The 13,224-nt window shown below is 69.0% G+C and carries 10 protein-coding genes and 3 pseudogenes; 9 read left to right on the top strand and 4 right to left on the bottom strand.

The genetic code is table 11. The features are described 5' to 3' along the window. The first annotated feature begins 17 nt into the window (after positions 1-17). The 7 genes from SSP24_RS40930 to SSP24_RS40900 all read left to right on the top strand — a co-directional run bounded on the left by SSP24_RS40930 (position 18) and on the right by SSP24_RS40900 (position 8,283). On the top strand, positions 18-1,190 hold the full coding sequence (locus SSP24_RS40930; protein WP_244951809.1) for a sugar ABC transporter substrate-binding protein: 1,173 nt from the start codon (positions 18-20) through the stop codon (positions 1,188-1,190). Positions 1,191-1,200: 10 nt separating this feature from the next. Continuing rightward, positions 1,201-2,160 carry a carbohydrate ABC transporter permease gene (locus SSP24_RS40925; RefSeq protein WP_141316105.1) on the top strand — a complete coding sequence of 320 codons (960 nt, stop codon included), beginning with the start codon at positions 1,201-1,203 and terminating at the stop codon, positions 2,158-2,160. A gap of 18 nt (positions 2,161-2,178) precedes the next feature. Continuing rightward, on the top strand, positions 2,179-3,006 hold the full coding sequence (locus SSP24_RS40920) for a carbohydrate ABC transporter permease (protein ID WP_141316103.1): 828 nt from the start codon (positions 2,179-2,181) through the stop codon (positions 3,004-3,006). 15 nt (positions 3,007-3,021) lie between these two features. Next, positions 3,022-4,482, top strand: a complete 1,461-nt coding sequence (locus SSP24_RS40915) for a GH1 family beta-glucosidase (RefSeq protein WP_141316101.1) — start codon at positions 3,022-3,024, stop codon at positions 4,480-4,482. Further along, a complete protein-coding gene (gene yicI / locus SSP24_RS40910; RefSeq protein WP_141316099.1) occupies positions 4,479-6,812 on the top strand; it encodes an alpha-xylosidase in 2,334 nt (777 codons plus the stop codon). Before SSP24_RS40915 ends, yicI begins: the two co-directional genes overlap by 4 nt. Positions 6,813-7,109: 297 nt before the next feature. After that, positions 7,110-7,430 (top strand): hypothetical protein, encoded by a 321-nt coding sequence (locus SSP24_RS40905; RefSeq protein ID WP_229864828.1) that lies wholly within the window; start codon positions 7,110-7,112, stop codon positions 7,428-7,430. A gap of 43 nt (positions 7,431-7,473) precedes the next feature. Continuing rightward, positions 7,474-8,283: a class I SAM-dependent methyltransferase gene (locus SSP24_RS40900; RefSeq protein WP_141316097.1), complete on the top strand. Its 810-nt coding sequence runs from the start codon at positions 7,474-7,476 to the stop codon at positions 8,281-8,283. A gap of 235 nt (positions 8,284-8,518) precedes the next feature. Here the strand turns inward: SSP24_RS40900 and SSP24_RS43280 are convergent, their stop codons facing one another. Beyond that, positions 8,519-8,914: a hypothetical protein gene (locus SSP24_RS43280; protein WP_167529860.1), complete on the bottom strand. Its 396-nt coding sequence runs from the start codon at positions 8,912-8,914 to the stop codon at positions 8,519-8,521. Between the two features lie 97 nt (positions 8,915-9,011). Here SSP24_RS43280 and SSP24_RS40890 point away from each other — a divergent pair, with 97 nt between their 5' ends. Continuing rightward, positions 9,012-9,329 carry a hypothetical protein gene (locus SSP24_RS40890; protein WP_229864829.1) on the top strand — a complete coding sequence of 106 codons (318 nt, stop codon included), beginning with the start codon at positions 9,012-9,014 and terminating at the stop codon, positions 9,327-9,329. Positions 9,330-9,472: 143 nt separating this feature from the next. Here SSP24_RS40890 and SSP24_RS45495 read toward each other — a convergent pair. Next, positions 9,473-10,457: pseudogene (locus tag SSP24_RS45495) on the bottom strand (TniB family NTP-binding protein). 43 nt (positions 10,458-10,500) lie between these two features. Next, positions 10,501-10,821, bottom strand: a pseudogene (locus tag SSP24_RS44715) (TnsA-like heteromeric transposase endonuclease subunit); the annotation flags it as partial. Positions 10,822-11,283: 462 nt separating this feature from the next. On the opposite strand from SSP24_RS44715, the pseudogene SSP24_RS40870 reads away from it, so the two are divergent. Beyond that, positions 11,284-11,961, top strand: a pseudogene (locus SSP24_RS40870) (type I-E CRISPR-associated protein Cas7/Cse4/CasC); the annotation flags it as partial. 193 nt (positions 11,962-12,154) lie between these two features. Here SSP24_RS40870 and SSP24_RS40865 read toward each other — a convergent pair. Then, entirely contained in the window at positions 12,155-13,099 is a 945-nt protein-coding gene (locus tag SSP24_RS40865) for an SEL1-like repeat protein (RefSeq protein WP_141316095.1), read from the bottom strand. Positions 13,100-13,224: the final 125 nt, after the last annotated feature.

The raw sequence follows: 13,224 nt of genomic DNA, 5'->3' as shown, positions 1-13,224 counted from the left end.
TCGCCTGTGCCAGCTTCGTGGTGGGTCTGTCTGGCTGTGCTGCGGTGCCCGATCCGGGCACTATCACTGTGCTTAACTCGGCGACCGACACCGCGGAGCATTCCGCGAACCAGCGGTTCTTCGACCGTTGCAGTGAGCCGTTCGGGCTGAGGGTGGAGCAGATCAGTGTCCCCGCTGATCAGGTTGCTTCCAAGGCGTTGCGGATGGCGTCGTCCGATTCGCTGACTGACATCCTGGAGCTGGATGGTTCGGAGTTGCCTCAGTTCGCGCAGACCGGGGGCTTGCGGCCGCTGGGCGAGATCGGGGTGGACACTTCCGGTCTGTCGGCGAGTGCGAAGTCCCTCGGTTCGTACGACGGCACCCAGTACGGAATTGCCCGCTCCGTCAACTCTCTGGCGCTGATCTACAACACCAGGCTGCTGAAGGATGCGGGTATTGCCCCGCCCGCGACGTGGGAGGAGTTGCGGGACGCTGCGAAGAAGCTGACCGTGGGTGACACGTACGGGATGGCGTTCAGCGCGAGTCCGAACGCGGACGGTGTCTACCAGTTCCTGCCGTTCTTCTGGTCCGCGGGTGGTGACGAGGCCCGCCTCGACAACGGCAAGGGCGAGGCGGCGCTGAAGCTGTGGAAGGACCTGGTCGCGGACGGCTCTGCCTCCAGGTCTGTCGTCAACTGGAACCAGCAGGACGTCAATGACCAGTTCGTCGCGGGCCGCGCCGCCATGATGATCAACGGGCCGTGGCAGGTGCCGGTCCTGAGCGCGCAGAAGAGCGTGGACTGGGCGGTTGCGAGTATTCCGGTGCCCGAGGCGGGTAAGCCGGCGGTGCCGCCTATCGGCGGCACCGTCATGGCCGTACCGGAGAACGACGAGGACCCGGCCCGCGAGAAGAACGCCGCCAAGCTCCTGAACTGCCTCAACTCCGAGAAGAACCAGCTGGAGTGGGGCGAGTCGGTCAACAATGTGCCCACCCGTGCGGCGGCCGCGCAGGCGTACGCGAAGCAGAACCCGAAGCTCGCCGCGTTCGCCGAGCTCGTGACCACGGCCCGGTCCCGTACGGCGAAGGTGGGCACGGGCTGGCCGGTCGTGGGGGATGCGCTTGCGGGTGCTTTCCAGTCCGTGCTGACGGGTCGGACCAGTCCCGGACAGGCCCTGCACCGGGCCCAGCAGCAGGCTTCGGCGGGGAAGTGAGGAACCGGTCATGACCACGATCACCTCGACCGTGCCCGCCACGGGCGCCGGCGCGGCGAAGTCCGCGACCGGCGGTGCGTCGGTGCGCCGCGGGCTGCTGCGCTGGCTGTTCGTCGCGCCCGCGCTCGCCTACATGGCGCTCTTTTTCGGCTATCCGCTCATCCGTAACATCGTGATGAGTTTCCAGCACTACACGCCGAAGACGTATTTCACCGGCGAGGCCCCGTTCAATGGCCTCGACAACTGGCGGGCGGTCTTCGCCAGCGAGCTGTTCACCGGCGCCCTGTGGCACACGGCCGTCTTCACCGTCGGCTCGCTGCTCGGCCAGTTCACCATCGGTCTCGCCCTCGCCGTCTTCTTCTCCCGCCGCTTCCGGCTCTCCGGCTTCGTGCGCGCCATCCTGCTGCTGCCGTGGCTGGTGCCCATGGTGGTCTCCGCCGTCGTCTGGCGGCGCATCCTCGACCAGGACCACGGCATGCTGAACACCGCGCTCCACGCGGTGGGCCTGGTTCCGCAGGACGGTGTGCCGTGGCTCAGCAGCCCCGGCGTGGCACTGCTGTCGGCGGTCCTGGTCAACATCTGGATCGGCATCCCGTTCAACATGGTCATCCTCTACGGCGGCCTGCAGGAGATCCCGCGCGATCTGTACGAGGCCGCGTCGCTCGACGGTTCCGGCCCATGGCGGACGTTCCGCAGCATCACGCTGCCGATGCTGCGCCCGGTGATCACCGTCGTGCTCGTGCTGGGCTTCATGTCGACGGTGAAGATCCTCGACCTGATCCTGGCGCTCACCTCGGGCGGGCCTGCGGACTCCACACAGACGCTGGGCACGGTCACGTACCAGCTGTCCTTCCTCCAGCTCGACTTCGGCCAGGGCGCCGTAGTGGGCAATGTCCTGATCCTCATCAGCGCGGTATTCGCCGTGCTGTACCTGCGGGCCAACCGCGCCGACTTCGGCAAGGGGAAGTGACCGACGATGAACCGACCGATGAACCGACCGGCGCCCCGGCTCCGCCTCCGTTCGGCATGGAACACCACCGCCGCGCTGCTGATCCTCGCCGTACTGCTCTTCCCGGTGTACTGGATGCTCAACACCGCCCTCCAGCCGGAGTCGAGCATCGCCGCCACGGAGTGGTTCCCCGCCTCACCGTCCCTGAAGAACTTCGACACGGCCATCAGCACCCAGGGTGGTTCGCTGCTGACCAGTTTCGTCGTGGCACTCGGCGCCGTCGTCGTCTGTCTCGCGCTCGCGGCGCCGGCTGCGTACGGGCTCGCCCAATTCGGACTCCGCGGCGGCCAGGGCATCGTCTTCGCCACGCTCATCACGCAGATGGTGCCGGGCATCGTCATCGCCAACGCCCTTTACAGCGCCTACGCGCAGCTCGATCTCGTCAATTCCTATCTGGGGCTGATCCTGGCGGACGCCTCGCTCGGTCTGCCGTTCTCGATCGTGTTGCTGCGGGCGTTCATGGTGTCGATCCCGAGCGAGGTGGTCGAGGCGGCGATGGTGGACGGGGCGAACCGTTTCACCGCGTTCGTGCGGATCGTGCTGCCGATGAGCCGCAACGCTCTGATCACGGCGGGACTGTTCACTTTCCTCTTCGCCTGGTCCGACTTCATGTTCGCGCTGACCCTCAACACGACGGACGACGTCAAGCCGATCACGCTCGGCATCTATCAGTTCGTCGGCGCCCACGTCAGCGACTGGGGTGCGGTCATGGCGACCGCGGTGCTGTCCGCCGTACCGGCCGCGATTCTGCTTGTCGTCGCCCAGAAGTACATCGCCGCCGGGATCACCGGCGGATCGGTCAAGTAGGGCGGTTCCTTCCCTGTGAGTTTCACCGAGTCCGCCGAGTCCGCCGAGTCCGCCGAGTCCGCCGAGTCCGCCCGGTTCCCTGAGTTCCCTGACGGTTTTTTCTTCGGTGCGGCCACGGCCAGTTACCAGATCGAGGGTGCGTACGACGAGGACGGCCGAGGCCCGTCCATCTGGGACACCTTCTGCCGCGAGCCCGGGCGCGTCGCGGACGGCGCCACCGGTGACGTGGCCTGCGACCACTACCACCGCTATCGCGAGGACATCGCGCTGCTGCGCGAGCTGGGCGTGGACAGCTACCGCTTCTCCATCGCCTGGCCGCGTATCCAGCCGGCCGGCTCCGGCCCGGCCAACGCGGCGGGTCTGGACTTCTACGACCGGCTCGTCGACGAGCTGCTGGCCTCCGGCATCTCGCCCGCCGCCACCCTCTACCACTGGGACCTTCCCCAGGTCTTGGAGGACCGGGGCGGCTGGCGGGTGCGTGAGACGGCGGAGCGGTTCGCCGAGTACGCCGGGCTGGTCGCCGCCCGGCTCGGTGACCGGGTGGAGCGCTGGATCACCCTCAACGAGCCGTTCTGCAGTGCCTTCGTCGGCTACGCGGCGGGCGGCCACGCCCCGGGCGCCCGCGAGGGCCGCGGCGCGCTCGCCGCCGCGCACCATCTGCTCGTCGGCCACGGGCTGGCGGTGCGCGCGCTGCGCGCGGCGGGCGCACGGGAGGTCGGGATCACGCTCAACCCCGACCGGCTGCTCCCGGCCACGGACTCACCGGCCGATCTGGCCGCCGTACGCCGCGTCGGGACGCTCCACAATGACGTGTGGTTCGAGCCGCTGTTTGCCGGGCGGTACCCGCAGCACGAGGCCGAGACGTGGGGCGAGCTGCTGCCCTCCGGTACCGGCTCGTACCGCCTCGACGGCGACCTCGATCTCATCGGCGAGCCCCTCGACTTCGTCGGCATCAACTACTACCGGCCGATCACCGTCGCCGACGCCCCGTACCGCGTCCCGGACCCGGCTACCCGCACTGCGGTCGACGTCCGGGCCGAGGAGTCCTGGCGCGACGATGTCCGGCATACCACCATGGGCTGGCCGGTCGTCCCGCACACCTTCTCGGACCTCCTGATCGACTTGGCCAAGCGTTATCCCGCGCTGCCGCCGCTGCTGATCACCGAGAACGGCTCCGCGGAGGCGGACACCGTCGACGCCGACGGCCGGATCCGCGACGCCGACCGCATCGGCTACCTCCACGCCCACCTGCAGGCACTGGCGGACGCTCTGCGCGCGGGTGTCGATGTGCGCGGCTACTACGTGTGGTCGCTGCTGGACAACTTCGAGTGGGCCCGCGGCTACGGTCAGCGCTTCGGCATCGTCCGGGTCGACTACGACACGCAGACGCGCACACCCAAGGACAGCTTCCGCTGGTATCAGCGGCTGATTGCCGCCCACCGCGCCCGCACCACCCCTGGTAAGGAACCCCGATGAAGTTCACCGACGGCTACTGGCTGATGCGCGAAGGCGTGAAAGCGTCGTACGCCGCCGAGGTCGCCGACGTCCGCCTCGACGAGGACCGGTTCACGCTCTATGCGCCCGTCAGGCAGGTCACGAGCCGCGGCCAGACCCTCAACAGCCCGCTGCTGACCGTCGAGTGCTGGTCGCCGGCCGAGGGCGTGATCGGTATCCGTTCCACCCATCACGCCGGCGCCGCCGGACGCGGCCCCGAATTCACGCTGCACACCCAGCCCGGCCACACGGCGAAGGTCACCCGGGAGGGCTCGCTGCTGCAGCTGACGGCCGGGGAGTTGTCCCTGCACGTGGACACCGCGGCCCCATGGCAGCTGGACTTCACGGCGCACGGGCGCGTCCTGACCTCCGCACAGGCGCGCGGCACCGGTTTCGCGGTCGTCGGCGACGGCAGCCACCACTCACTGGCCCAGCTCACGCTCGGCGTCGGCGAGCTGGTGTACGGGCTCGGCGAGCGGTTCACGCCGTTCGTGAAGAACGGCCAGAGTGTGGACATCTGGCAGGCCGACGGCGGCACCGCCAGCGAACAGGCGTACAAGAACGTCCCCTTCCACCTCACCAACCGCGGTTACGGCGTCTTCGTCAACCACCCCGGCAGGGTGAGCTACGAGATCGGCTCGGAGGCCGTCGGACGGGTGCAGTTCAGCGTCGAGGACCAGTCGCTGGAGTACTACGTCGTCTACGGCCCCACGCCCAAGGACATCCTGGAGCGCTACACAGCGCTGACCGGCCGCCCGGCACTGCCGCCGGCCTGGTCGTTCGGGCTGTGGCTGTCGACGTCGTTCACGACCTCGTACGACGAGGAGACGGTGAACCGGTTCGTGCGCGGGATGGCCGAGCGTGACATTCCGCTGGGCGTGTTCCACTTCGACTGCTTCTGGATGCGCGAGTACCAGTGGTGCGACTTCACCTGGGACCCGGAGGTGTTCCCGGACCCGGAGGGCATGCTGCGGCGGCTGAAGGAAGAGCACAATCTGCGCGTATCGGTGTGGATCAACCCGTACATCGCGCAGAAGTCCGCGCTGTTCGCGGAGGCCAGGCGGCACGGCTATCTGGTCCGCAAGGCCAATGGCGACGTATGGCAGTGGGATTTGTGGCAGGCGGGCATGGCCCTGGTCGACTTCACCAACCCGGACGCACGGCAGTGGTACGCGGACAAGCTGCGCACGCTCACCGGGCAGGGCGTCGACTGCTTCAAGACCGACTTCGGCGAGCGCATCCCGACCGATGTGGTCTGGCACGACGGCTCCGACCCGCAGCGCATGCACAACTACTACACGCAGCTGTACAACGAGACGGTCTTCGAGGTGCTGAGCGAGGTCCGGGGCGCAGGTGAGGCTGTGCTGTTCGCCCGTTCGGCAACGGTGGGCGGGCAGCAGTTCCCGGTGCACTGGGGCGGCGACTGCGAGTCGCATTTCGGTGCGATGGCCGAGTCGCTGCGTGGCGGGCTGTCGCTGGGCCTGTCCGGTTTCGGCTTCTGGAGTCATGACATCGGCGGCTTCGAGGGCACGCCGACGCCGGAGGTGTTCAAGCGGTGGGTGCAGTTCGGGCTGCTGTCGTCGCACAGCCGGCTGCATGGCAGCAAGTCGTACCGGGTGCCGTGGGACTACGACGAGGAGGCGGTCACGGTCACCCGTGACTTCACCCGCCTCAAGCACCGGCTGATGCCGTATTTGTTCCGCGCGGCCCAGCAGGCGGCGGAGCACGGCACACCGGTGATGCGGGCCATGCTGCTGGAGTTCCCCGGCGACCCCGGCTGCCACACCCTGGACCGCCAGTACATGCTCGGCGACGACCTGCTCGTCGCTCCCGTCTTCTCGGCCGACGGCACCGTCGACTACTACGTCCCGGACGGCACGTGGACGCACCTGCTGTCGGGTGAACAGGTTAAGGGCCCCGGCTGGAGACGCGAGCGGTACGGCTACGACAGCCTCCCCCTGCTGGCCCGCCCCGGCTCGGTGATCCCGTACGGCGAGAGCGACGACGCGGCGGAGTACGACTGGGCGCACGGGGTGACCCTGCGGATCCACGCCCCGCTCGACGGCACGACGGTCGTGACAAGGATCCCGGCCCCGGGCGGCCGGGACGGCACGGCGGCCGTCTTCCGCACCACCCGCGACGGCGACACGATCACGGTGGAGGCGGAGGGGGCGCTGGGACCGTGGCAGGTCCTGCTGGTGGGCGCGGAGGCAGCCGGATCGTCGGCGCCGGCCGAGCGGGCCGCGCTCGGCACGTTGCTCACCGCACCTGCGGGCACGGCCCGCGTCACGGCACTGCTCACCGTGAGCTGACACCAGCTCGCACAGACGCCGCAGCCACGACACCCGCCCTCGCTCGGGCATGGGCGAGCGCGGGTCGACTCCACCTGGACCCGTGCAGCACCCCCGCACTTCGGCTGACCTCACGACGCCAACGCGGGCCGGCACAGGAACGCCCTGCCCGGCCCGCGCCACCGTGCCTGTGCCTGCGACCAGCGCATGCCGGTCGCAGGCAGCTGCTCCGTCAGGCGTCGCAGGGCTGCCTCGCCCAGGGCCTGTCGTCGAACGGGGAAATCGGTAGGCTTTCCGCGAACGGATCTTGAGCGGATTGTGAGCCGTGCAGTGATACGAGACCTGTACAACGTCCGGTTGCTGCCTGCGCAGGGCACTGCCACACCGCTGACCGACGAGGAAGAGCAGCGCGTGCGGGCTGTGTTGTTCAGCGAACTCGGCAACAAGATCGCCGACCAGGGCTGGGTACGTTTCCCGGCGTACTCGCCGGAAGACCGCCGTCGTCTGGTGGCTGTCGCACACCGCCTCACTGCCTACTGGGGGCAGCAGGTGTTGGTCGAAGCTGAAGACCAGACCCGCGTCAGGCTCTGCCTCGCCGGATATGAAGCGCTGCGGGAGTCGTCGACGGCGCGATCGTGACAACGTGCCGATCTCGGCTGAAGTCGGGAGGGTGCCGGTGTCGATGACGGTGTTCGACAAGAGTGAGCGGCTCATATGGGCGGGTCAGGGTGCCGCTTATGCCGGAAGCTTCGCCAAGCTGTGCGCCTATGCGGTGCCGCAGTTGCTCGATGCCGCCGAGGTAGGGCCAGGCTCGCGGGTGCTGGATGTAGGCACGGGGCCGGGGACGGTCGCTGCTGCCGCGTGTGCCCGGGGCGCGACGGTGACGGCCGTGGATGCGGAGCCGACCATGGTCGAGTTGGCCATGCAGGCCGCACCCGCGGCTGACGTGCGCGTGGCCGCTCTTCCTCGGCTGCCCTTCACCGACGGTGAGTTCGACGCCGTCGTGGCCAACTTCGTGCTGAACCACGTGGGCCGGCCCAAGATGGCCCTGGCCGAACTGCGCCGTGTCGTGCGGCCCAACGGTTGGATCGCGTTGACGATATGGGCGGTGCCGCCCGCCGCAGGACAGACTTTGATCGGCCGCGCGATCCAAGCCGCGGGTGCGGTGCGTCCACCACACCTGCCCGCAGGGCTGGCTCCCGACGATGATTTTCCCCGTGACGACAGCGGCCTGACGGGGCTGATGGATGCGGCAGGGCTGAGCGAGGCGGTGTGCGAGACCTTGCGCTGGGATCATCACGCGAGCGCCGACGAGTGGTGGAGCGGACCTGCGAGTGGAGTGGCCTTCGGCGGGCAGCTGGTGCAGAGCCAGACGCCTCGGATCCGGGCCGAGATCAAGCGTCACTTCGATCTATTCAGCGCCGAGTTTGCCGGCGAGGACGGTCTGCTGAGGCTGCCGCATGCGGCCTTGCTCGCGCGTGCGCGTCGCTGACCCAGGTCGGCTGCTGTCACGCAGCGGTCAGAGGGGAGTCCGAGCCGGCGGGGCGCGTATCTGAAGTTCGGCCGCTCTTCATCTGTTGTGACGGAGCATTGATCTTCAGGGGGCTTGGTCGTTCGGGTCTGGTGTCCCGTCTTTGGGGGTGGGACTCGGGACGGCTGGATTGGATGTATTGGTGCGTCTATAGGCGGCTGCGTTCCCTGCGGGCTTCGGAGTTCGTTTTAGCTGGTCAGTGGCGTGTGTGGGTGAGGAAGACGCGGAGTGGGTCGTTCGCGTTGGGGGTCAGGCGGGCGAGGCCGAGCCGGCAGGCGATGAGAGTGAGGGCGTCGTTGGTGGTGCGATGTGGCCGGTTCGGCAGGGTGGCGAGTGCGCGGGCGAGGGCAACGGTTTCCGGATAGATCACCAGGTCGCGGGTCAGGAGTGCGGGGGAGGCGCTGCCTGTACTGGTCAGGTGGAGGTTTGCCTCGCATAGCTGGTTGAGGCGAGGACGCCAGCGGTGGGTGAGGTGTTGCTGGTGGTCATACCAGCGTGTGGTGATGGCGCGTGCTGCGGTCCAGGCGGTGGCGGCTCGGGGGTGTCGTAGCAGGCGCTGGTGGGTGTGGTGCGCGGCGGCGAGTTCGGGCACGCCTTGGGTGTGGACGGTGGAGGTGAGCCGTGGGTCGGGAGCGGCTTGCTGGTGGCGCGGGCACATCAGCCGTTGCGGTGACGGGTGGAGCCACGCGGTGTCGGTGATGCCGTGGCTGCGGTGGCGGGTGCACAGCGTGCAGGCGGGGACGGGGCTGCTGCCCGGCCTCGAGCCGCTTCCAGTGCGCGGCGGCCTCGGTGCTGTGGACGTCGTCATTGGCGGCGAGGCGGGGCAGGGCGCGCGTCAGGTGGGGGAGCGGGGGGCGGGCCAGGACGGTGAGGTGCCGGGCCGCGTTGTGATTGAGGTGGAGTTCGGCTGCCGGCAGGGTGCCGTGGCCGTGGAGGGTGATGCCGGCGCCGTCGAGGAACTGGGCGAGCGTCAGCTGGTAGGCGTTGGCGAGGCGTTGCGCATATGAGGCGGTCGCTTCGCCGGTCAGCGGCCGTATGTGGACCACGCCCGGCGCGGCTGACGGGACCTGCAGCCATGTCCCTGCGGTGACGACACTGCGCTGCGCGGGGACGGCTGCGGCCGTATCCCGGGCCGTGACGTCTGTCCGGGTCACGGGGTGCTGGTACTGCGGTTTCGGGGCCGGGTGTGGGGTCGGTAGTGCTGTTCGGCGAGGTGGTCGAGGCGGACTGCTTCGAGGGTGGTTTTGGTGATGCGTTCGGTGCCGTCGATGAGGGCGGTGATGGCGGCCTGGCGGATGAGGCGGGCGAGGCTGCCGATGCGGCCGGCGGTTCGCTCGTGGAGGTAAGGACTCAGCTGGGGGAGGTTCCGGGTCGGTGGTGGCGCAGGTCGAGTGCGCTCCATGGCTTTGACGAGGTCGCGGAAGGGCTCTTGGTCGCCGAGGCGGGCGGGGAAGGCGGCGCAGTCGATGAGGGAGGCGCGTCCGGCGAGCTGCGCGCCGCGCACTCCGGTGAACAGGGGTGTGGTGGTGACGTCGATGCCTGCATAGACGAAGGTGGCGCCGATGCGTTCGGTGAGGTCTTTGAGCAGGTCGGCACTCTGGGCGCTGGTGGTGGTGCGGGGGTTGAGTCGGTGGACCTCGTCGATCATCACCAGCTGGACGCCTGCGGTGGTGTAGGTGTGACAGACGGCGTTGGTGATCTGGGGCGTGGGACATGCCGGCGGCGACGGGGATGCCGAGGTAGCGGGCGAACTCGGTGGCGAGGGTCTTGGCGCTGGCGGCGGGCGGGACCAGGACGTAGGCGACGGGCACCTGCCCGGCTGTGGCTGTGGGGCCGTGGCGTCGGGTGTGGGCGAGGTGGCAGGCGCGTCCGACCTGGAGCAGGGCGGTGGTTTTCCCGGCGCCGGCGGGGCCGGTGACGATGAGGGACGGCCGTGCGGTGACCGTCTGGTGGCGGCCGAGGATCATCAGGGTGCGCACGTTCTTGGCGAGGGTGTCGATGGCCGGGGTGCGCACGGTAACGAACCGCGAGTGGTAGGCCAGGCGTTCCTCGAGGCTGCGAGGCGGCGCGCCGGGCGGGGGAGGGGCTGCCACGGGGGTGGCGGCGAAGGCTTGGAAACCGTCCCAGGTGGTCACCGACTGCTGCTGCGTCTCAGGGGCATCGCCGGCGGTGCTCGCCGAGCTGGGTGCGCATTGCTGGCGAACCATGTACGACGTGCCGTCCGGTGGTCGCCGACCACCACCAGCCCGGTCCCCACCGGCGGCCCGGAACGACCGGAAACGCGGATACCGGCACCAGGTCTTCGAACCGCACCGACACCGCCGCCTGATCCCACGGCAACTGCGTCACCTGCCCGGCGGCCGTGGCGAACGCGACCTCGATTGCCGCACCGCCGCCTCCTGCGGCAGCTCGCTGCACCCGCCTGCTGTGCTCGTGCCCCTCCACTCTCAACAGCCAAGCGCATGGGGCCTGCTGAACGCCGTGATCCGGATCCGCCACCCGAGCGGGTGAACGGCGCTCAGTCATGCCCGCGCGTCCGTCCCGTCAGGACACCGGGCGCTCCTCCCTCCACCACCCACAGCCCGTGCATCCGTCCCTGGAGACAGCCCGGACTCGACGCGGATTCTCCCGGTCCTCATCAATTTTCCAGCCCCGTCAGGTCCTTGTGACCTGGGGAAACATTGTGGCGCCCGTGGAGACAGGGCCAGTTGGTAAAAAATCTTGCCGTCCGGCATCCGGATCCGGCCTCCAGCGGCGTGTAAGGGATGAGGGCCTTGTGCCTTCATCAACGAGTTCGTCACTACTGGGAGAACTGGTCGATGACTTGGTCGTACTGGGTGGGAGCGGGCGGGGTGTCACTTCCCGTGCTGGTCGTGCTGTTCTTCGCGATGCGCCGCGCCAAGAGCGTCGTGGAGATGCTTGTGAAGGCGCATATCGAGACCCGGGCGGAGCGCGAGCAGCGTGCCACCATGGTCGCGATGGCGCAGTCCCTGCCCGACGGCGGCGCCGCGGCTGCGCATCTGCGCCGACCACCGCGGCGAACTCGAGCAGGCCCTGGACGACCAGAACACCACCGGCAAGCAGGCTCCGCCGCTCCTGCCCACCAAACAGGTCGCCGCCGAGCTGACCCGCCGCACCACCACCATCAACCTGTTCGGGCGGATGCTCGCCGAGATTCCCACCGGGCACGTAGACGGCGCCGTGCAGATGGCACCAGCGTTTACCGTCCACGAGGCCCGCCTGCAGCCCGACTTCTTCACTGCCGTCGAGGACTGGCCCCGACCCAACGAGGCCGGCAGCGCCCACCTGGAGACCGTGTTCCTGACCGCTGGGGTGTTCTACCGCTTCACCACCGTCAACGTCACCGCGCTCATCGCCAACCTCGACGGCGACACCGCCGCCGCGGCGAAACTGATCGACCTGTTCGTCTGGACGTTCGCCAGGGCGATGCCCCGGGGAAAGTAGACCTCCACCGCCCCTCACTGCGTACCCGACCTGGTCCATTACGTTGTACGCGACCGGCGGCCGATCTCCTACGGCGCAGCGTTCGAACAGCCCGTGACCGCCCGAGGACAGGGCTATACCGCCCCCGCCCGACAGACACTGGCCGACTACGCCGCCACCGTCGACCGCCTGGTCGGCACCCGCCGTCGCATCGCGCACGGCCACGTCACCGCCGCCGGCCACCCCATCGACCACCTGGGCACCTGCCACCCGGGATTCGAGGACCTGGCCGCCGCCTGCGCGTCCGCCGTACTGAACCCCACCCCCCGCCACACCGGGTGTCTTTCACGGCACCGTCACTGTTGCAGCCATCCGCCTCTGGCTCTGCTCATGACTCGCCGGATTGTCCCCAAGGCTTCGCGCCGTGATCCTCGCCGGGTTGCTCGTGTCCGGGGTTGTCGGCGTCTTCGGCGCGCTCGTTCCAGGCCCGGGCTCCCTCGGTATCCCCCTGCTCTTCCAGCAGTGAGCCGAGGTAGCGCATGGCGTCGGCGTGACCGGCCTCTGCGGCACGCTGCCACCACGCGCGCGCCTCGTGGGCATGCCCCTGCTCGTCCTCCAGGACACCGAGGTTGCACATAGCCGTTTCGTCGCCGCGGTCGGCTGCGAGCTCCCAGCACACGCGAGCCCCGTCGGCATCCCCCGACTGGTAGTGCAGGGCACCGAGTTGGAACAACGCGACAGGGTTGCCGGGCATGCTGGCACGCTCGTACCAGGCCCGGGCTCCCTCGAAGTCCCCCTGCTCTTGCAGCAGTGAGCCGAAGTTGTGCATGGCATCGGTGTCGCCGGCGTCGGCCGCACGCCCGTACCAGAGGCAAGCTCCTTCGGTATCCCCTTCCTTTGCCAGCAGAACGCCGAGGTTGTGCATGGCGCCGGTGTGGCCGGCGTCGGCGGCGCGCAGCCACAGAGCACGAGCGTCGTCGACATCTCCCTGCTGGGCCAGCACGGCAGCGAGGTTGCTCATGGAACGGGGATGGCCGGCCTGGGCGGCACGCCTGTACCACGTTCGGGCTCCCTCCTGCTCCGTCAGCAGCAGGCCACCCAGGCAATCCATGGCGTCGAGGTCACCGGATTCGGCCGCGCGCATGTACCAGGCGCGGGCTCCCTCGGTATCTCCCCGCTCTTCCAGCAGTGAGCTGAGGTAGCGCATGGCGTCGGTGTCGCCGGCAGCGGCGGCACGCTGCAACCCGGCGCGGTCTCTCGCAGAATGATCGTGGTCAGCCGAAGCCTTCGCGGTCGGCTTCTGCCGATCCCGCTCCGATTCCCTCTTGGCCATTCGCCATCGCATGTCTTCGATCCTGTAGCGGCCCCATACCGAAGGCGACAGCTCGGCTCTCGGGCTAGGCCACTCGGACGACGGTGGCCTGGCTGCCCGCACACCCGCGACACCCGTGACCCACT

Origin of the sequence: Streptomyces spinoverrucosus (genome assembly GCF_006539505.1) — a bacterium.
GTDB classification, from domain to species: domain Bacteria; phylum Actinomycetota; class Actinomycetes; order Streptomycetales; family Streptomycetaceae; genus Streptomyces; species Streptomyces spinoverrucosus.
This window is presented reverse-complemented; position numbering and strand designations above follow the sequence as displayed.